This is a genomic window from Bacillus sp. B1-b2 (genome assembly GCF_009183415.1).
Taxonomy (GTDB): Bacteria; Bacillota; Bacilli; order Bacillales; family Cytobacillaceae; genus Niallia.
In genome coordinates, this window is record NZ_WEHU01000021.1 from 58,235 (window position 1) to 78,086 (window position 19,852).

Annotated in this window: 17 protein-coding genes and 1 riboswitch; of the genes, 3 read left to right on the forward strand and 14 right to left on the reverse strand. The window is 34.1% G+C overall.

The window, feature by feature from the left end; genetic code table 11:
* Positions 1-619 precede the first annotated feature (619 nt).
* Positions 620-1,576, forward strand: coding sequence for a ribose-phosphate diphosphokinase (locus tag F9279_RS18090; protein ID WP_152115582.1), 957 nt, complete (start codon positions 620-622; stop codon positions 1,574-1,576).
* A 121-nt stretch (positions 1,577-1,697) separates the two neighbouring features.
* On the opposite strand, the gene F9279_RS18095 is transcribed toward F9279_RS18090, so the two are convergent.
* From F9279_RS18095 to truA, 4 genes are all read right to left on the reverse strand, one after another.
* On the reverse strand, positions 1,698-2,897 hold the full coding sequence (locus F9279_RS18095; protein WP_152115584.1) for a phosphoglycerate dehydrogenase: 1,200 nt from the start codon (positions 2,895-2,897) through the stop codon (positions 1,698-1,700).
* A 78-nt stretch (positions 2,898-2,975) separates the two neighbouring features.
* Positions 2,976-3,055: riboswitch (ZMP/ZTP riboswitch) on the reverse strand.
* Between the two features lie 98 nt (positions 3,056-3,153).
* Positions 3,154-4,617, reverse strand: a complete 1,464-nt coding sequence (locus F9279_RS18100; protein ID WP_152115586.1) for a nicotinate phosphoribosyltransferase — start codon at positions 4,615-4,617, stop codon at positions 3,154-3,156.
* Positions 4,618-4,953: 336 nt separating this feature from the next.
* Positions 4,954-5,748 (reverse strand): NUDIX domain-containing protein, encoded by a 795-nt coding sequence (locus F9279_RS18105; RefSeq protein ID WP_413463226.1) that lies wholly within the window; start codon positions 5,746-5,748, stop codon positions 4,954-4,956.
* 87 nt (positions 5,749-5,835) lie between these two features.
* Entirely contained in the window at positions 5,836-6,570 is a 735-nt protein-coding gene (gene truA, locus F9279_RS18110) for a tRNA pseudouridine(38-40) synthase TruA (RefSeq protein WP_152115590.1), read from the reverse strand.
* A gap of 158 nt (positions 6,571-6,728) precedes the next feature.
* Here truA and F9279_RS18115 point away from each other — a divergent pair, with 158 nt between their 5' ends.
* Entirely contained in the window at positions 6,729-7,124 is a 396-nt protein-coding gene (locus tag F9279_RS18115) for an SET domain-containing protein (RefSeq protein WP_152115591.1), read from the forward strand.
* A gap of 64 nt (positions 7,125-7,188) precedes the next feature.
* Here F9279_RS18115 and F9279_RS18120 read toward each other — a convergent pair whose 3' ends face one another.
* The 10 genes from F9279_RS18120 to F9279_RS18165 form a co-directional block, all read right to left on the reverse strand.
* Positions 7,189-8,700, reverse strand: a complete 1,512-nt coding sequence (locus F9279_RS18120) for a glycine betaine uptake BCCT transporter (protein ID WP_152115617.1) — start codon at positions 8,698-8,700, stop codon at positions 7,189-7,191.
* A gap of 127 nt (positions 8,701-8,827) precedes the next feature.
* A complete protein-coding gene (locus F9279_RS18125; RefSeq protein WP_152115593.1) occupies positions 8,828-9,787 on the reverse strand; it encodes a family 43 glycosylhydrolase in 960 nt (319 codons plus the stop codon).
* Between the two features lie 14 nt (positions 9,788-9,801).
* Positions 9,802-11,241: a glycoside hydrolase family 43 protein gene (locus F9279_RS18130; protein WP_152115595.1), complete on the reverse strand. Its 1,440-nt coding sequence runs from the start codon at positions 11,239-11,241 to the stop codon at positions 9,802-9,804.
* Entirely contained in the window at positions 11,234-11,863 is a 630-nt protein-coding gene (locus F9279_RS18135; RefSeq protein WP_152115597.1) for a YesL family protein, read from the reverse strand. The genes F9279_RS18130 and F9279_RS18135 overlap by 8 nt, the downstream gene beginning before the upstream one ends.
* 3 nt (positions 11,864-11,866) lie before the next feature.
* Complete coding sequence (locus F9279_RS18140) at positions 11,867-13,135, reverse strand: arabinan endo-1,5-alpha-L-arabinosidase (RefSeq protein ID WP_152115599.1); 1,269 nt, start codon at positions 13,133-13,135, stop codon at positions 11,867-11,869.
* Positions 13,136-13,150: 15 nt separating this feature from the next.
* The gene (locus F9279_RS18145) at positions 13,151-13,987 is read right to left on the reverse strand and encodes a carbohydrate ABC transporter permease (protein ID WP_152115601.1); all 837 of its coding nucleotides are present in this window, start codon (positions 13,985-13,987) and stop codon (positions 13,151-13,153) included.
* A 13-nt stretch (positions 13,988-14,000) separates the two neighbouring features.
* A complete protein-coding gene (locus F9279_RS18150; protein ID WP_152115619.1) occupies positions 14,001-14,900 on the reverse strand; it encodes a carbohydrate ABC transporter permease in 900 nt (299 codons plus the stop codon).
* A gap of 147 nt (positions 14,901-15,047) precedes the next feature.
* Positions 15,048-16,382, reverse strand: coding sequence for an ABC transporter substrate-binding protein (locus F9279_RS18155; RefSeq protein ID WP_152115603.1), 1,335 nt, complete (start codon positions 16,380-16,382; stop codon positions 15,048-15,050).
* Between the two features lie 650 nt (positions 16,383-17,032).
* On the reverse strand, positions 17,033-17,236 hold the full coding sequence (locus tag F9279_RS18160; protein ID WP_226793686.1) for a hypothetical protein: 204 nt from the start codon (positions 17,234-17,236) through the stop codon (positions 17,033-17,035).
* A 300-nt stretch (positions 17,237-17,536) separates the two neighbouring features.
* Positions 17,537-18,025, reverse strand: a complete 489-nt coding sequence (locus F9279_RS18165; protein ID WP_152115621.1) for a methylated-DNA--[protein]-cysteine S-methyltransferase — start codon at positions 18,023-18,025, stop codon at positions 17,537-17,539.
* Between the two features lie 231 nt (positions 18,026-18,256).
* On the opposite strand from F9279_RS18165, the gene F9279_RS18170 reads away from it, so the two are divergent.
* Positions 18,257-19,648: an L-cystine transporter gene (locus tag F9279_RS18170; protein ID WP_152115607.1), complete on the forward strand. Its 1,392-nt coding sequence runs from the start codon at positions 18,257-18,259 to the stop codon at positions 19,646-19,648.
* Positions 19,649-19,852: the final 204 nt, after the last annotated feature.

Genomic DNA, 19,852 nt, shown 5'->3' on the forward strand with positions numbered 1-19,852 from the left:
AAGAACCTAAAACGAATTCAATATTCTTAGTAGAGTGTAAACATTTGATTTGTAGAATTAAATAGAGGATGGGACATAACAAAATGTCTTATTCTAAAAGACGAGCAATGACTATATATGTTTTATAAAAAGTTTGGTTGTAAGAATCAGTTTGTTCCATTACGCTGTAGACGCTCAGCACCCTTGGGGAGGAAGCTGAGCCTCCTGCTGTAAGCCAAAAGCGGCTCAGCGCAAGCCCCATTAAATACGCTACATTCCAAAGCCCCTTAATCTATATTTAGGTGAATATCTACAGTCTGGAATCACCAATCCTGTATTAGTGATTTCTTTCCTCTATGTTTTTCCCTTTATTACAAACAAGGCAAACTTCTATTTATCCAATTGCTCTTTTCTTCTTTTTTTATAACTCAGTTGCATTGCTCTCTGTACTACCCTAAAATATGTATAGATATATTTTTTGAAAGTATCTATTTATAAAAGAACTTTCGATATTCTCTTTTTGTAATAAAGTAACACTACTGTTAAAGACAATGGAAATAAGCAAAAAAAAAACACCATTCAGAAAGTTTGTACGTGTAATACCACAAGAACAACTACTTTAATAGGAGGAAATGAGCACATGCCAAATACATATAAGGGAACAAAGCTAAAAGTCTTTTCATTGAACTCTAATCCAGAATTAGCTCAAGAAATCGCCGAGCACTTAGGAACCGAACTAGGGAATTGTACGGTGAAACAATTTAGTGACGGAGAAATTCAAATAAATATTGAAGAAAGTGTTCGTGGAGCAGATGTATTTATCATCCAATCTACTTGTGAGCCAGTTAATCAAAGCATCATGGAGCTACTTATCATGATCGATGCCTTAAAACGTGCTTCTGTAAATACCATTAATGTAGTCATTCCTTACTATGGTTATGCCAGACAAGATAGAAAAGCACAACCGAGAGAACCAATCACAGCTAAATTAATTGCAAATTTAATCCAAAAGTCAGGGGCAGACCGTGTCATTACATTAGATTTACATGCACCACAAACACAAGGTTTCTTCAACATTCCTGTAGATCAATTAGTGGCATTGCCTATTCTTGCAGATTACTTAAGTACAAAAGAATTCTCACATGATGTAGTAGTTGTAGCACCAGATCACGGAAGCGTTACTCGTGCGAGAGAATTAGCTGATCGTTTAAAAGCACCGATTGCGATTATTGATAAACGAGGACCTAAAGATATTGGGCCACGAGAAATCAATATTGTGGGTAAAATAGAAGGAAAAACAGCTATTATAGTGGATGATATAGTAGATACTTCCTATCGTATCACTATTGCTACCAAAGCATTAATGGAAAATGGTGCGAAAGAAGTTTATGCATGCTGTGTACATCCTGTCTTATCCGAACATGCTATAGATATGATTGATGAATCATCAATCAAGGAATTAATCGTTACAAATAGCATTCCTATATCAGCAGAAAAAAGAAGTCCGAAAATCACCCAGCTTTCTATCGCAGAATTACTTAGTGATGCGATTAGTCGTGTGTATGAGAATAAATCTGTTAGCGTACTTTTTAAATAATCGAGGAATTGGTTTATGAAGAAAAAGAAAAAAATTCTTTCGTAAACAATAAATAAATAACCAAAACAAATAGGCGGTTCATCTGAACTACGCCTATTTGTTTTGGTTATTATATTGCTATTTAAATCACTCTAGTTACTACCATTCCATCTATTTCCTTAAGCTTATTAGCAAGCAGAGGAACCACTTCATCTGCTACATGATTATCTATATCAATCATTGTGTAAGCATATTCTCCGCGACTTCTATTTACCATATCTGCAATATTAAGCTGGAAGTGTGAAATTACTTGGGTAATTTGTCCAACCATATTAGGAATATTTAAGTGAAATGCTGTTACACGTTTTTTTCCTACATAAGGAATAGACGCATTCGGGAAGTTTACAGAGTTCTTAATATTCCCTGTTTCTAAGAATTCTTTCACTTGTCTAGCAGCCATTACTGCACAATTTTCCTCTGACTCTTCTGTAGAAGCACCAAGATGTGGAATAGCAATTGTATTTTTCATTTTCAAGACATCTTCATTAGGGAAGTCTGTAATATAACGACCAATTGTACCTTCCTCTAAAGCTACTGCCATATCCACTTCATTCACTAATTCTCCTCTTGAAAAATTCAAAATTTGAGTTCCCTTTTTCATTAATTGAAATGCTTCTTTATTAAACATCCCCTTAGTATCTGGTGTTAAAGGAACATGTACAGTAATATAGTCAGATTCTGCAAAAACTTGATCAAGTGTCATAGCACGTTGTACATTACGAGAAAGATTCCATGCAGTATCCACTGAAAGATAAGGATCATATCCAATAACATCCATATCAAGGCTCAATGCATCATTCGCAACTAATGCACCAATTGCCCCTAGCCCAATTACTCCTAAGGTTTTCCCTTTTATTTCGTTTCCTACGAACTGCTTTTTACCTGCTTCTACTAGCTTTGGAATTTGTTCGCCTTGATTTTCAAGTGATTTAGTCCATGTAATACCGTCAAATAAATTACGACTAGAAGTCATTAAAGACATTAAAACCATTTCTTTTACTGCATTTGCATTTGCACCAGGAGTATTAAATACAACGATTCCCTTTTCTGTGCATGTATCGACAGGTATATTATTGACACCTGCACCTGCTCTTGCAATAGCTTTTATGTTTGTTGATAATTCCATACCATGCATATTAAAACTTCGTAAAAGGATTGCATCAGGATGATCACTATTATTATCAATAACAAACTTTCCTTTTTGAAGAACCTTTAACCCGTTCTCTGCAATATTATTTAATGTTTTAACGGTTTTCATTTCATTTACAATGATTGTGCTCATCGCCATTACTCCTTTAGGTTTGGATTATCTTTTTTTAATGTCTTAAAAAAAACAGAAAGAGGTAAGGAAAAATCACCTTACCTCTGCCCAGGCGAACGGCATACGACACTATGTGCTCCCCTACGGTTCTCCGCATTTCGCCAGTCACACATAGCCTTTAGATTGCCTTCATTTTATCAGACAATTTCTTAATCATCAATCTTTATTTTCTAAGTATTCTACTTCCGTTCTATGCTTTTTTTCGAATGGTTTTGTACTATAATTTATCTTGTACTTCACGAATCTTCTTATTAATATCTTCTATACACTGTCGTTTATTTTGCCAACATTCCTCGCTTAAATCTACGGGGTATTCTTCGGGATTTAAGGTGCGCTTATATTCACTCCATAGCAAGTTTAACTGCTCTTTTACTTTTTGTTGAATTTTCGCTAAGGGTACATGCTTGTAGTTGATTTTCCCTTCTTCTATTACTGCATGATGTAAGTCAATGGCAACAAAGTTTGTAACAAATTTGCTGATATAAGGATGAATTGGATGAAACATTTTTAACCTCTCCATATTTATCTTTTCTTCCGCTAAAGTAATATAGTCTCCTTCTGCATGGTGATTCTCCCTATTAATAATGCGATAAACCCGTTTTCGCCCTGGTGTACTTATTTTCTCTGGATTACCAGATATTTTTATGGTATCTCTCCACTCTCCACTCTCCATTTGCATACAAACAAGCTTATAAACTGCACCCAAGGCGGGTTGATCATATCCTGTAATTAACTTAGTGCCAATTCCCCAAATATCAATTTTTGCTCCCTGTGCTTGTAAATTCACTATGGTGTACTCATCTAGGTCATTCGAGGCAATAATCTTCGTATCTTTAAACCCTGCTTCATCGAGCATTTCTCTTGCTCTTTTAGATAGATAAGCCAAATCACCACTATCTAATCGAATGGCTTGAAAGTGTATCTTATCTCCCATTTCCTTTGCCACTTTAATGGCATTTGGTACCCCGGATTTGAGTGTATCGTACGTATCTACTAAGAATACACACTCTTTATGACTACTTGCATATTTTTTAAAAGCCTCATATTCATCTTGATATGCTTGAACGAGTGCATGTGCATGTGTACCTGCCACTGGAATACCAAATTTCTTCCCTGCACGCACATTACTAGTTGCTGAAAAACCGCCAATGAATGCTGCTCTTGTTCCCCAAATTGCCGCATCCATTTCTTGGGCCCTTCGTGTTCCAAATTCCATCGCCACTTGTTCTCCAATTACTTGTTTCATTCTTGCAGCTTTTGTGGCTATTAATGTTTGATAATTAACAATATTTAATAGAGCTGTTTCTATTAATTGAGCCTCTGCTAAAGGGGCTTCTACACGTAAAATAGGTTCATTCGCAAAAACAAGTTCTCCTTCTTGCATACAATAAATACTTCCTGTAAAGGTTAACGTATGCAAATACTGAAGAAAATCCTCCTTGTACCCCACTTCATTCCGTAAGTACTCTATGTCTTCTTCTGTAAAATGAAACTCTCTCATATATTCCACCATACGTTCTAAACCAGCGAAAATTGCAAATCCATTCTCAAATGGTAGCTTTCTAAAATAAAGCTCAAAGACAGCCTTTCGTTGATGAATTCCATCTCTCCAATAGGTTTCTATCATATTAATTTGATATAAATCAGTATGAAGCATGAGACTATTATCTTGATAATTCATCCTACATTCCTCCAACAGGATTATATTTTCTATGAGTGTTTATTTCAAAACGTACTTTTTACGTCTAACTTAAGAGTATACAATTAGCTCGTTTTAGTAGCATCTATAAAATGTGGAAAATCTTTGCTCTTTATATAGATATCCCATCCTGTATCAAATCATTCTTACTTGAGTTCCTTTTATATTAAGAGACGAGAAAATCATGGAGTTACATATGATAAAAACATTCTATTTCGATACAATTGAGGTGATAATCTAATTTGTAATTTACATATTACAAATTAGAAAAAACTAAAAAAAAGGGAAAATTACATAAAGCAATTTCCACTTATAAAATTAACGGTAAATACTTTCTACTACTTCTACTTGATTAAATACATATAGTTGAGAAGGTCTAAAGGAATGCCTATTGGTTTTCTTTAGTGTTCCATCTATGTCTACTGCTTTTTCAATGAATGAAAGTTTTGGAGCTTTTGTAAAAAACACAGAATCATTTGAGATTTTTTGATCATCAGTAAAAAGTAAGAGCACTCTTTGTAATTCTGATAGAGTAAATTCCTTTGGAAGAAAGTTTTTTGCAATAGTTGTTGTCAACATTTCCTTTTTAATGAAAGCTAATGCATCCTTAATGATTTGATCATGGTCAAAAGCGAGATCTAATTTTGACACGGCTTCCATATCAATCAATTCTACTTCCGCTGCATCATCGCTTGCTCTTCTCTCTTTCAAGACATTTTCAGGAACGATTGCATAAAAAGCATTAGAAATCATCCACCCACGGGCATCTCTATCCACGTTGTCATATACAGCGAAATGCTTAATATGGAGACCTTCTATATTTGTTTCTTCTTTCAACTCTCTTCTAGCAGCTTCTAGTGCAGTCTCTTTATCTCCTGCATTTATAAATCCGCCTGGCAAAGCCCATTTCCCACCTTCCATATTTGGTCTTTTTTCCCTGTCTAAATCTGCTCGTTTTATAAGCATCATTTTTAACTTCATATGAGGAGGTGCCTTTTCTTCTGTCTTCTCTGAAATGATTGTGAACACAGTAATATCTGCTGTATATCCATCTGGTGTAATATACTTGGATGAATCGTAATGTTTAAGAACTTCATTTTGTGTATATTTCATTATTAAACCTCGTCGCTCTAAGTAATTTGTAATTATATAATTACTATTTAATTAAATAATATCATCTAATTAAGTTCACTTTCAAGCCTAAAAAGTTACTTTTTCTAAAAATAATCCATTCGCCTCTGCCATCATTCCAGTCATACTGCGATCCTTCTGTTCTAATATATAGGGAATTTGCTCACTGTTTATTTTCCCGAGACCTACTTCGATTAAAGATCCCACTATTTTTCGAACCATATTATATAGAAAACCATCACCTGTTACGCTTATTTGAATAAATCCAGCCTCTTTTTCAATATGAATAGAATAGATATCTCGAACCATTGATTTCTTTTTAGATTTCGCATTAGAGAATGCTGTGAAATCATGTTTACCAACGAAATACTCTGCAGCAGCTTTCATCTTTTGTATATTTAATGCTTTGTCCACATGCATACTATATTTGCGCATAAAAGGATTAGTATATTGTTCGTTCCAAATTTTATATACATAGGTTTTATTTTTTGCATTATAGCGTGCATGAAAACGATCATGTACATTTTCTACTTGTAGAATGCTAATATCATTCGGTAAATATCTATTTAAGTAAGAATGTATCTCTGATAATTCCATTTCTTTTTCCATTTTGAAGTTTGCCACTTGATTTAGGGCATGTACGCCTGCGTCTGTTCTGCTACAACCTATGATTTCAATTTTTTCTCCAACCATTTCGGTTAACACATTTTCTATTTTCCCTTGGATGGATTGGTCTCCATTCCCTAGTCGCTGCCACCCTTTATATCTTCCACCATCATATTGTATCGTTAGTTTAATATTCATTTTTTCTCCTTTGATTTTCAAATTCTTTGTTTATTATACCTCTAATTATGAGTATAACCATGTATTGTTCTTTTTGTTATAATATTATTTCCTAATTTCTAATTTAAATGGTAGAGTAGTGTAGAGTTATAATTTTTAGAAATGTAGGTGGAGAAATAGTGATTGAAATTAAAAACTCTTCCATAAGTGATGGAGAATTCAATAGAGGCGTATTTGCTACATGTGATATCAAAAAAGGTACGTTATTTCATGAAGCACCCGTTGTTCCATATCCAAATGAACAACATAAATATATAGAAAAGACTGTATTAGAGGATTATGTCTATGAATATGGTATTAATCATAGCGCCATTGTTCTTGGCTATGGCATGCTTTTTAATCATTCCTATGAACCAAATGCTATTTATGAAATAAGCTTTGAAAAGCATACATTTGATTATTTTGCTCACAAAGATATCAAAGCTGGCGAAGAAATTACGATTAATTATAATGGCGAAGTAGATGATATGGAGCCACTTTGGTTTAATAAAGAAGAAGAAGAAGAAGAGAAATAAGTTATTTCATAAAAAAAACGAACTATCATGGAAAGATTCCATCTAGTTCGTTTTTTTATGTGCTTTATTTAGTATGTCCCAGCCTCTTTTTCTCCCCCTTTTCCTTCTCTTTATGCAGCTCTTTCAATAAACTTGCGGTCATTAGTATCATAATAACAGAGAAAGGAAGGGCAGCTATTATCATCGTATTTTGCAGGGCTTGTAGTCCTCCAGAATATAGCAGGACAAGTGCCATCGTTGTTAAAAGAATTCCCCAAATAACTTTAATTCTATTACTTGGATTTTGTATGCCGTTCGCAGAAAGCATACCTAAGACAAATACCCCAGAATCTGCAGAGGTGATAAAGAAAACACCGATTAATAATATAGCTACAATGGATAAAATAGCACCTATAGGATATTGATCTAGTAAGGCAAATAAAGACTCTTCTGTAGCGAGTGATGAAATATTGGTTATTCCTTGATGCTCCATTCGCATCGCGTTACCACCGAACACCGTAAACCATAAAAACCCTATAATAGAAGGAATAAATAATACATATGTAACAAATTCTCTAATAGTTCTACCTTTAGAAATACGTGCAATAAAGACACCTACAAATGGTGACCATGCAATCCACCATGCCCAGTAGAAAATTGTCCAACCATTAATCCATTGTCTGTCCTCTGCATTTAAAGGCGCAATTCGAAAACTCATACGAACTAAATTCTGTAAATAGGCACCAATCGTATCTGTAAATAGATTTAAAACAAATAAAGTGTGACCAAATAGGAAGACAAATAAAAATAATACAAATGCAATAACCATATTGGTATTACTTAATATTTTTATTCCTTTCCCTATACCAGTTAGAGCAGAAAGCATAAATAACACAGTTACTATTGCAATGATGATAAATTGAGTAGTAAAAGAAGTAGGTATATCGTAAAGATAGGCTAATCCTCCATTAATTTGAACAGCTCCAAATCCTAGAGTTGTAGCAATACCTGAGACAGTTGCAATAACCGCAATAATATCCACTATTTTCCCAGGACTTCTATTCATTGAATTACCTAGTATTGGTCTTAGAGTAGAACTTATTAGCGTGCTTTCCCCTTTTCTAAAAGTGGCATAAGCAAGACTAAGAGCAACAATCCCATAAACTGCCCAAGCATGTATTCCCCAATGAAAAAACGTATATCTCATGGAATCTTTCATCCCTTGGTTCGTACCAACTTCACCTGTTGGGGAGCTAATAGCATAATGGCTTAAAGGTTCAGCAGTACCATAAAAAACAAGTCCAATACCCATCCCAGCACTGAAAAGCATTGCCAACCATGCTAGCCTAGAAAATTCAGGCTTGTCGTCATTTTTCCCTAATTTAATTTTGCCTACAGGACTTATTAATAAATATAAACAAATAATAACAAAAAATGTGACCACAATTAAGTAGTACCAACCAAATGAGTCCGTTATAAAGGATTGTGCACTAGCAGTCGCATTCTCTAACACATTTGGAACAACTGCTCCAGTAATTACTAGAGCTAGTAATATAGCTACCGAAACATAAAAAACGGTATAATTTTTAAAATTCATCATAATTCTCCTTACGTAATAAATCACTAATATATGCTCTGTTATTATTACCCTGTTAAAAGATTAATAAACAAAAAAAAGGTCAGCAGTATAAACACTTTAAGTGTTAGTACCGCTGACCCTTATCTTATTTAACTGGTTCTCCAAATACAGGAAATCCATTTTCATCCCATGTAAATACCTGTGCTCGAGCATGTCGGTCTGGATTATCTAGTGGATCTCCATCCATCTCTGTATATGGTCTAGCATGATATACTAGAATATCTTCCTCTCCATCCTCACTTACTGTAAAGCTATTATGACCAGGTCCATATTGTCCATTATCTGGAGCACTTTTGAATACAGGCTCCTTCGCTTTACTCCAACTATAGCCATCTAAAAGGTCGGAATTTTCATCTGCCCATAGCAATCCCATGCAGTAATTTCCATCTGTTGCACTTGCAGAATACGTAATAAATACTTTTCCATTTCTCACAATAACAGCAGGTCCTTCATTTACTAAGAAACCGATTTTTTCCCAATCATATTCTGGAATAGATAGCAATAGCTGTTTCCCTTTAAGTGTCCACGGATTTTCCATTTCAGAAAGGTAAAGATTGGAATTCCCTGGAATAGCTGGTTCTTTTTGAGCCCAAACATAATAAAGCTTATCTTGTAATTGAAAAACAGTTGCATCTAAACTAAAGCTTTCCTGAGCTGTTTTTACTTGACCTTTTTCTACCCATTCCCCAGTTAAAGGGTTCTCATCCGCACACTCAATAACAAACATACGATGTTGAAAAATTCCATTTACCGGATAATTATATCCAGCTGCAGCGAAATAGATATACCATTTCCCTTGTACAAAATGAATTTCAGGTGCCCAAATTAATGAACTAAGTGGTCCATCTGGATGGGCTTTCCAAACAAAAGCACTCTCAGCTAGTTCCAATTCATTTAAGCTTTTTGCTCTACGAACTTCAATTTTTTGATAACCAGGTACTGATCCAGTAAAATAATAATAACCATCTGTATGCTTATATACCCATGGATCTGCTCTTTGAAGAACAATTGGATTATTATATTGTGCTGTTTTTACATTTGTCATGATACTATCTCCTTTTATTCAGTAGCTTTTCGAACCATAAAAATGGATTCTCCCTCATCTGATAAACCAGTAAAAGCCATTGTCTGTGCTTCTTGGTATTCATCCCATTGAGAGATAAATAAACCTTTATATGTATGACCATTTAATGTTACATGGAAATAATTCTTATCTGTTCCGTTCCAACTACCTGTATAATCACCTGTGATATTTCCATTTTTCTTTATCGTTATATTTGTAGGCACTTTAATTTCTTCCGTAATATCTCGCTCATGAAAAATCACTTTATACTCACCCATTACTTGGTCTTCTGTATATTGATCTAATTTTTCATTCGCATACCTTAGAGGAGCTATTAATGGCCATCCCTCTTCATTGAAGAACATTTGATGAACACGAACACTATGTTCTTCTCCTAAATTAGGGAATCGAGTATGAAATAACATAAAGTACTGATTGGTATCTTCCTTGTAATAAGTGGAGTTATGTCCTGGTGAAACATATCCATTATTCGTGAGCTCTAAATCACTTTCCCATGCGAAATTTCCTATTAGCTTCGTTCCATATGTGGAGATAGATTCATCATCAAAAAAAGTTCCGTCTATTCCTTTAGCATTAATCATATCTTGACCCAAATTATCTACATAAGGTCCATCTGGATTTTTTGATCTTGCTACGCGAATATTGTAGCCTCCATCTGCTGTTAAGCCACCAAATGATAGAAATAAATAATAATAATCTGTTTCTTCATTATATTGAATATATGGTGCCTCTATCCTGCTATGATTTCCACCTAATAGCTTCTTACCATAGCCTTGCCCCTCAACAGGTAAGCCAGTATTTTCATCCATCTCTAGAATAAAAATACCTCCAGAGTATGAACCATACACCATCCATAACTTTCCATTTTTATCATAGAATACATCTGGATCAATGACATTAGGCTCTTTTGTCGCATCATATGCAGAGCCATCTTCTTTCGTTGCTCCTGATTTCAAGAAAATTTCTTTATTTTTATATGGTCCATCTACATGATCAGACACTGCTACTCCTAATACAGCCAAAGGACTAGAACCCTCACATGCTGAATAGTACATATAATATTTTCCATCTTTCAGTTTAATCATGTCACCTGCCCAAAGGGTATCTGTTTTTGCAAACGCAAAGGCCTCTGATAATTCATCATATATATTAGGGATTAATGAATTTGCAGCAACATTACTGGATAGTTGCTCCCATTGAAGGAAGTCTTCTGTTTTTGCAAATTGCATATGAGAACCAAATATATAATAATTGCCTCCATCCTCTATAATAGAGGGATCATGTACGGAAACATCTGCAAAGGTTGGTTCTTTCAACTTTTGCTTTACCTCGTCTGGCATTGCACTACAGCCAGTTAAGATAAGAGTAATAGCAACTCCTAAAGCCAACCTTTTCTTTATTAATTTTTTAGGCATTTTCTGTTCCTCGAATAATTCCTTTTTTTATTAATTCTCCAGATAAAAACTTATCAATACATAAAAGGTAGGTGCTTATTAATAATAAAGGAATGATAATACTAAACTTATAAGCTATTGCTAACAATACTAGAAAGAATACTAAACTACTTATCGATTGTATTGGCAATAATAAAGGAAGAGTCATCACTAACTTTGCTTTCTCTTTAAATGTACCTTTTGTATATAACGCAACTGGAAAAGTGTAAATCAGTGTAGCCAAAACATATATGATGAAAAATAGCACTGGATAATAGAGAAATGCAGATCCAACAGTCATCCCTCTTACAAGCTGTAGATCAATCCAAAGCACATATAATAGAACAAAATAGATTATTCCAATTCCATTCATCTTTAAAAATTTCTGCTTATAAGCTAGAAAGAATTCTTTTGCTAGCTTTCTAAAGGAAGGAAAATCATTAGAAAATTCTCCCTCTTTAATTAAAGAATGCACGGCATATGTAGCTGGAAAAATTCCGAAAACACCTAAACCTGCTATACTACCTATTATCCAAAGCACATTAAGTAGTATGACACTTAACAGCTTATCAAGAACAATCATCACTTTATTTGACCACACCATATTTTAAACCCTCTTTCCGAATATAGCCTTACCCTTTCTAGTTAAACCAGAAAAGCCTATTGTTACCGTATCCTTCTTCCAATCTTTCACTGGAAAAATAGTAAACTCTAAATCTCTTTTACTAAAAATAAACTGATTATCACCTAAGGAATCAATCTCTAATAACTCACTTTCCTCGACCGTAACCAAATTACTTTTCTTTACTGTTGTATCTTCATCAAATACGATACATTCCCAATTACCTTGTAAATCTTTAATGGAATAACTCTGTGCATCAATGTTTTCGTAGTGTTCTGGTGATACAACTGGCCATCCATTCTTCAACCAAAATAATTCGCGTATGAATCCATAATGATAGGGAGAAAATGCTTCTATGCGAACATGATGAACCATCCATTGTTTATTTTTCTCCGTATAAATGGAATTGTGCCCTGGACCAATCCATGCAATATCATCGTTAAATTGATAGCTTCCAGCAAGCTTTATTCCAATGGAATGAGGAGAATCATCTGTGTCGATCATATTCCTACCATTCATATCCACGTAAGGACCTGTAATATCCTTCGATCTAGCTACCCTAATATTGTAACTATCATTTAAACTGTCATAGGAAGTAAATAAATAATAGTAATCAAACTCAGGGTGATAGAGAATGAAAGCTCCTTCTATTGCTCCTTCAACCTCTTGTGGTCTTTTTGCAAGTAGAGTACCATAGCCTTCTTCTTCAACAGGCATACCCGTTTCCATATTCAGTCTTACTAGATGAATTCCTCCAAAAAAGGAACCATAGCATAGCCAATACTGGCCATCTTTATCGATTATTACATTTGCATCAATAGCATTATGAGTGGCAATTTCAGGATTCGTTTTAATGACAATTCCTTGATCTGTCCACGGACCTTCTGGGTGATTCGCTGTTGCTAGCCCAATACAAGAGACGGTACTTCCAAAAGTAGAGGCAGAATAATACATATAAAATGTATCTTCATACTTGATAACTTCTGGAGCCCATAAACCAGATGCATTAGACCAATTCTTAGCAAGCTCTGGAACATCGTTTAAAGCTGTTCCAACAAACTCCCAATGAATTAGATCCTTAGATTTTCTAATTTGTGCACCTTGTGTAGGCTTACTATTGGCATGTGTATCTGTTGAAAACATATAGTAGTAGTCATTTTCTTTTATAATAGTCGGGTCATGTGTACCTATAGTTCCCCAGCAATAAGATTCGACCAATCCCAAGCCTCTTCTAGTTTCTTCTTTTATTTCCATAGAGAAGTCCTCCTATTATCCTTTCACACCATTCAAGGCTACAGATTCAATAATTTGTTTCTGGAAGATCAAGAATACAATAAGAACCGGTAGTAAGGATACAACAGAACCAGCCATAATTAATGGATAATCTGTTTGAATAGCATATGTAGCTTTTAAGTTTGCTATAACTACTTGTAGTGTTTGTTTTTCAGGACTATTTAAGTAAATTAAAGGAGCTAAATAGTCATTCCAAACACCCATGAACCAAAGAATAAATTGTGCTGCAACTGCTGGACGAATAACTGGGAAAATTAACTTAAAGAATATTTGTAGATATCCTGCACCATCCACTTTAGCTGCTTCTATTAAGGAATAAGGAACATTTGCTAAGTATTGGCGAAGGAAGAATATCATCGTAATATTTCCGAATAACCCTGGCACTATTAATGGTAACAAAGTATCTACCCAACCAATTTTTGAGAACATAACGAATTGGGGAATCATGATAATTGGATATGGAATCATGATAGATGCCAGTAATATTAAGAATAATGTGTTTTTAAAAGGCATTCTTAATTTCGCAAAAGCAAATGCTGCCATACTAGAAGTAATCGTTCCGATAATTGTTACAGTAAGTGATACGATAATCGTATTTTTGATACCATAGCCTAATGTGTCTAACTGGAATAATTTCGTATAAGCATCAAATTGTACTGGATCCGGTATCCACTGAGGTGGTAAGGCAAATACACCTGTCTTATCCTTTAAGGACGTTGTAATCATCCATAATAATGGACCAATCATAAAGATGGAACCTATCGTTAAAACAATGTAAATAAATAAATCTGTAATTTTCTTTTGCTTTTTCATGGGATACACCTCCTTAATCTAAGCTATAATCAGATTTTCTATTAAAGTAGAATTGTATAACAGTAACTACAAAGATGAAGATAAAGAGAACAAGTGACATTGCAGACCCATAGCCCATTTGGTAATATTTAAATGCTTTTTGCCATACATACCATACAATGGAAGCAGCACTATAAGAAGGTCCACCTGTAGGAGTCATAATGTTAATTTCGGTAAAAATCTGGAACCCACCAATAACATTGGTGATTACTAAGAAAAAGGTTACTGGCTTAACCATTGGCCATGTAATATTCTTAAACTTTTGAAAAGAATTCGCACCATCCAAATCAGCTGCTTCATAATAAGTTTTAGAAACACTTTGAATGGCTGCTAAATATAGAAGCATGGAATATCCTAACCCTTTCCAAACTGCCATAAGAATGATCGCAGGTTTTACTGTAGCCGTATTTTCTAACCAGTTCGGACCTTGAATACCAAATACATCCAATATCTGATTGACCAAACCAAAGTCACCATTATAAGCCCAAGCCCACATAATCGAAATTGCTGCAAGAGAAGAAATAACTGGAATGTAGTAGATGGTTCTGAATATGGTAGTTCCTCTTAACCCTCTACTTAAGCCCATAGCTAGTAGTAGTGCTAATCCAAGTCCAATTGGGATCCCAATCATATAGAAGACTGTATTATAAAGAGTTTGATAGAAATACTCATCTTGGAAAAGTTTTATAAAATTATCTAGTCCAACAAAATTCATTCTGTTTAATCCATTCCAATCCGTAAAGGATGCATAAACGGAATATGCAAAAGGATACACAGAAAATAGTAAAAATCCGATAACTGGTGCAGCAACAAACATTAAGGCAACACGTTTTTCTTGTTTATAAAGATTACTTGATTTTCTTTTCGGCTTCATTTTTGGGTTTTTATTTTTCTCACTGTTAGTAGCTATAACACTGGACACTTTTCTCACCTCTTTATCTAATGAGGCTGTCTTAAAAGGGTCTATCATACAAGTGTATGTATGACTGACCCTAATGTTAAGACATCCTAATTCTTACTATTATTTAGACATTTTTGCTTGTTCATTTGCCTCATCTAAAAGTTTTTGCATTTTTGGTTGGATTTCCTTAACAAAATCTTCTGCTGTTTGTTTTCCTTGCATTACAGGCGTGATATTTGTCCAGAATTCATCTAACCATTGAGAGTTATAAGTAGCAAAAGTTGGATAAGGAGTTCCATAATCTTGAATAATATCTAAGAATTCTTTTTTGTTACTTGGTACAGATTCCGTATCAGCAGCCCATTCCTCTGCCATATCAATTAAGTTAGGAATTTGTACTTGTGCATCTAATAATGTTTGTTGTGCGCTTTCATCTGCGGATAAATAAATAGCTAATTCAGTAGCTAAATCTGGATATTGTGTAGTCTCAGAAACTACTAATCCTAATGATCCAACATAAGCAACAGATTCACCAGTTGTACCAGATGGCCAAGGCATTAAATCATATTCAAAATCAAGCTTTGCATACGTACTCATATCCCATGGTCCGATCGGGAAGAATGCTAATTCTCCATTCATCCAGCGTTGATAAGTATCTAACGTTTCTGCTTGCGATGCATTTGGTGTTGTATTATATTTGTTCGTTAAATCCGTTAAAAATTGTAAAGAACTTGCAAATTCTGGTGTATCAACCGTTACAGTATCACCAGACTCATTTAAGAAAGAAGCTCCATTACTATATGCAAAGGACTGTAGTGTCCAAGTTGCGTTGAATCCACTAGCCCATTGATCAACTTCACCATCACCATTTGTATCTTTTGTAATCTCCTGACTAACCTTTAAGAACTCTTCCCAAGTGTAAGCCTTATCAACATCTGGTAAAGGAATTCCTGCTTCTTCAAACATATCTTTGTTGTATCCTAATGCAAATGGTCCAACATCTTTTGGTAATCCGTAAAGAGCACCTTTTCCTGGTGTTTCTCCATCATAACGATAGATTTCTGTACCGAATGGCCAAATACTATTTAAATCGAAGTTAGCTTTTTCCACTTCTTCTGTTATATCTTTAATAATGCCATTATCAACATAGTTTGCAATACTTCCAGAATCAAGATAGAACACATCTGGTATATTTCCTCCAGAAACAGCAGCAGACAATTTTGTAGAATATTGATCAGCATCTGTATTGATAATTTTTACTGAAACGCCTTCATGTGCTTCCTCAAACTTTTTGATTGCTTCTGTATAAGCAGTTTTCTCATCTGGTCCGCCTCTAAACATGAAAGTAATTTCTTTCTTTCCATCTGCATCTCCACTACTACTGCTTGAACATGCACCTAAGAAAATCATACTTAAAATTAAAATACTAGAAAGCACTACTCTTACTTTTTTCATTTGTATTCTCCTCTTCTATTTAGTCTCTTTAATGAAAACAAGTAATAATACGAACTGCTGCTTTTAAACACTGGAATTTTTATACTATAATAGTATAGATAGATTTTGATTTCTATCAAACTGCTAAACTAGTTAGGTAATGAGCGGAATTTTTTATAATTATAACTTTCATAAGAAAAAATATTTTTCAGGTAATTGACACTACTAATTCATATTCAATTCCCTATGTATAGGCTTTCTCCCTTTTTAAATGGAGGTAATCGACCTAGGAATGTTCGGCTTTGCTGTCTTTTTGACTTAAACTAGTTTACACGTAAGCATAAAGCGTATTCCAGAGTTTCTATTTTTTCTTAACTTTTCCTTTTTAATCCTTTCATTCCGTATCCCCCTTTGTATCTTATCTTCCTCTAATAATACCTTACAAGTTATTTATACCTTTTATTGAAAACGTTGTCAATAACTTTTATATAAATTTAATAAAATAAATTATAATTAAATTAACAAATTCATTAATTAAAAACCTCCATCATCCTTATATTTACTTCCAATTAACAAAACTATTAATTTAACATTTCTTTCAGCCTATTTTAAAGCATTCATAAGCAAGGCAGCCCGTTCATTTGACCGATAGCTGCCTTCATGCTATTTCCCTAATCACCAAAAAAAGCTTTAAATTTTTCTAACTCTTCCTTACTATATGTTTTACTTGGATCAAAGTATGGATTATCCTCTAGTACATTCTTAGAGTCTAAGTTTGTTGTTACAGTAATACCCTTTGTTTTCAACTCATCTACTCTTACTCTATCCTGTATGGAATCAAGGTTTGACATCTTTTCGCCTTTCTGTTGATTCATCATTACACCTCCTATTCGTTAATATTGCTGAATGGGGATGATTTATGTATGCAAGAATTTTTCTATTAACTTACTGTTTTTTCAAAAAATTCTATATTGTAAAACTTTTCCTTTTTAAACCGCTATATTTGCTTTTGTAATCGTTTCCATTTATTATATAAATAGGTTGGATAACATCTGTGGTTATCAGCGTATTCAGCGTAGGTGGAGCTGATACTCTATATAGACATTCTATAGATGTTCTATATACATAAACAGAAGAGGATGTCCTATTTTTATTAGGACATCCTCTTTTGTTCATTATTTCATCCTATGATTTTTAAATTTCTGTTCATGCAGAAGAAGCCATTCTTTCCTCCATAGGCCACCAGCATAACCAGTTAATGTCCCATTTGCTCCGATAATACGGTGACAAGGAAGAACAATGCTTAATTTATTTTTTCCATTCGCGCTTCCTACTGCACGAATGGCTTTAGCATTTTCAATATGATTGGCAATATCTTTATAAGATCCTGTTTCTCCATATGGAATAGTAGTTAATGCATTCCACACTTTCGTTTGAAACAAAGTTCCTTCCATTTTAATGGGGAAAGTGAATGTTTTTCTTTTCCCTTGGAAATATTCATCCATTTGGTCATAACATTGTTTCACAATTTCTGGGGTGTTTGAATTTACTTTATATTCTTGTTCTTCCTTTGCCAGGAATAGTATCGAGTATATATATTCTTCTGACCCTATAATCTCTACCATTCCAATAGGAGATGGATATTCTACTATTGTTTGATTCATCATTAACATACCTCCTTCTTACTACACCAATCCAACTTTCTTTTCCTTATCTTATCATATTTTCTATGTAGAACTTTCTTCTTTTGTTAGCAATAATTTTCCCTTCATTTCCATCTCTCTACTTATTTTCCAATTATATATTTACAACATGAAATAAACATGTTATTGTACAAAAAGAAGATTTAATCCCTATTTATCCAATAGGGATTATAATTTAAGGAGGAAATTGAGATGAACTTATATGTTATTTTAAATATTATTATTTTACTTCTATTGCTTGGTGTTTTATATTACATGCAAAAGAAACATGTTTCTTTCTCTAAACGAGTATTCACTGGTTTAGGACTTGGTATTGTATTTGGAGTTATCTTACAACTTATTTATGAACCAGGTACAGAAACGATTACTGCAACAAGCGATTGGTTTAGTTTAATCGGTAGTGGTTATGTTAAGCTATTACAAATGATTGTTATGCCACTTGTATTAGTTTCCATTATTTCCGCTTTTACGAGACTTCAAAAAAGTGCGAACTTAGGGAAAATTAGTGGTCTAGTAATCGGTACATTATTAATTACTACAGCTATTTCAGCTGCAATTGGGATTGCTGCTGCAACCGGATTTGATTTAAAAGCGATCGATGTAAACGCTGGTGATACAGAAGTACTTCGTGGACAACAATTAGAAGAATCTCTAGGAGAAGTGGAGAGTACAACTATCCCACAAAAAATTCTTGGTTTCTTACCAGCTAATCCATTCCAAGATCTAACAGGAGCTAGACCTACTTCTACTATAGCAGTAGTTATCTTTGCCGCATTCATAGGCGTAGCCTACTTAGGAATTAAGAGAAAAAATCCAGAGCAAGCTGAATTTTTCCAAAAGATCATTGAAGCTGTGCATTCCATTGTAATGCGTATCGTAACTTTAGTTCTACGTCTTACTCCATATGGAATTCTTGCATTAATGACAAAAACAGTTGCAGGTAGTGACTTTGCCGCTATTGCTAAGCTTGGTAAATTTGTTTTAGCTTCCTATGTCGCGTTAATTGCTATGTTTATTGTTCATTTAATTATTTTAGCTTTATTTAAATTAAGTCCAAAACAATATGTGCAAAAAGTAATGCCAGTATTATCATTTGCTTTCACATCAAGAACAAGTGCAGGTACTATGCCTTTAAATATTGATGCACAAAAGAATAAGCTTGGAGTTCCAGAATCAATTGCTAACTTCTCTGCTTCATTCGGTGTTTCCATCGGGCAAAATGGCTGTGCTGGTATTTATCCAGCAATGCTTGCTGTTATGATAGCACCGACTCAAGGAATTGATCCATTATCTCCATCTTTCATCGCAACATTAATTGCTGTTGTAATGATTAGTTCATTCGGAGTTGCTGGTGTAGGTGGAGGAGCAACCTTTGCTACATTAATTGTTCTATCAACAATGAATTTCCCAGTTGCATTAGCTGGAGTATTAATCTCTGTTGAGCCTTTAATTGATATGGGACGTACAGCATTAAATGTAAGTGGTTCAATGGTATCAGGACTTGTAACAAGTAAAACACTTGGTGAATTAGATATGAAGAAATATAATGAGAAAAATATAGATCCTTCTGAAAATGTAGCTTAATAAGCTAGAGAAAAACAAAATTGTCTTTGTCTATGGACAATTAATGAATAGAGATAACCCCCTTGTATCATCAATGGATAATGTACTGCACCCCAAAAGTTAGAGTAAAGAATCTAACTTTTGGGGTGTCTTATTTATGTCTAAATATAATGAAAAATTCAAGCTTATGGTAGTGAAAGAATATAAAGAAGGAATACTTGGATA

Coding starts and splice junctions, on each gene's coding strand:
- F9279_RS18090 (WP_152115582.1), top strand. CDS start 620: ATGCCAAATACATATAAGGGAACAAAGCTAAAAGTCTTTTCATTGAAC.
- F9279_RS18095 (WP_152115584.1), bottom strand. CDS start 2,897: ATGAGCACAATCATTGTAAATGAAATGAAAACCGTTAAAACATTAAAT.
- F9279_RS18100 (WP_152115586.1), bottom strand. CDS start 4,617: ATGAATTATCAAGATAATAGTCTCATGCTTCATACTGATTTATATCAA.
- F9279_RS18105 (WP_413463226.1), bottom strand. CDS start 5,748: ATGAAATATACACAAAATGAAGTTCTTAAACATTACGATTCATCCAAG.
- truA (WP_152115590.1), bottom strand. CDS start 6,570: ATGAATATTAAACTAACGATACAATATGATGGTGGAAGATATAAAGGG.
- F9279_RS18120 (WP_152115617.1), bottom strand. CDS start 8,700: ATGAATTTTAAAAATTATACCGTTTTTTATGTTTCGGTAGCTATATTA.
- F9279_RS18125 (WP_152115593.1), bottom strand. CDS start 9,787: ATGACAAATGTAAAAACAGCACAATATAATAATCCAATTGTTCTTCAA.
- F9279_RS18130 (WP_152115595.1), bottom strand. CDS start 11,241: ATGCCTAAAAAATTAATAAAGAAAAGGTTGGCTTTAGGAGTTGCTATT.
- F9279_RS18135 (WP_152115597.1), bottom strand. CDS start 11,863: ATGGTGTGGTCAAATAAAGTGATGATTGTTCTTGATAAGCTGTTAAGT.
- F9279_RS18140 (WP_152115599.1), bottom strand. CDS start 13,135: ATGGAAATAAAAGAAGAAACTAGAAGAGGCTTGGGATTGGTCGAATCT.
- F9279_RS18145 (WP_152115601.1), bottom strand. CDS start 13,987: ATGAAAAAGCAAAAGAAAATTACAGATTTATTTATTTACATTGTTTTA.
- F9279_RS18150 (WP_152115619.1), bottom strand. CDS start 14,900: ATGAAGCCGAAAAGAAAATCAAGTAATCTTTATAAACAAGAAAAACGT.
- F9279_RS18155 (WP_152115603.1), bottom strand. CDS start 16,382: ATGAAAAAAGTAAGAGTAGTGCTTTCTAGTATTTTAATTTTAAGTATG.
- F9279_RS18160 (WP_226793686.1), bottom strand. CDS start 17,236: ATGAATCAACAGAAAGGCGAAAAGATGTCAAACCTTGATTCCATACAG.
- F9279_RS18165 (WP_152115621.1), bottom strand. CDS start 18,025: ATGAATCAAACAATAGTAGAATATCCATCTCCTATTGGAATGGTAGAG.
- F9279_RS18170 (WP_152115607.1), top strand. CDS start 18,257: ATGAACTTATATGTTATTTTAAATATTATTATTTTACTTCTATTGCTT.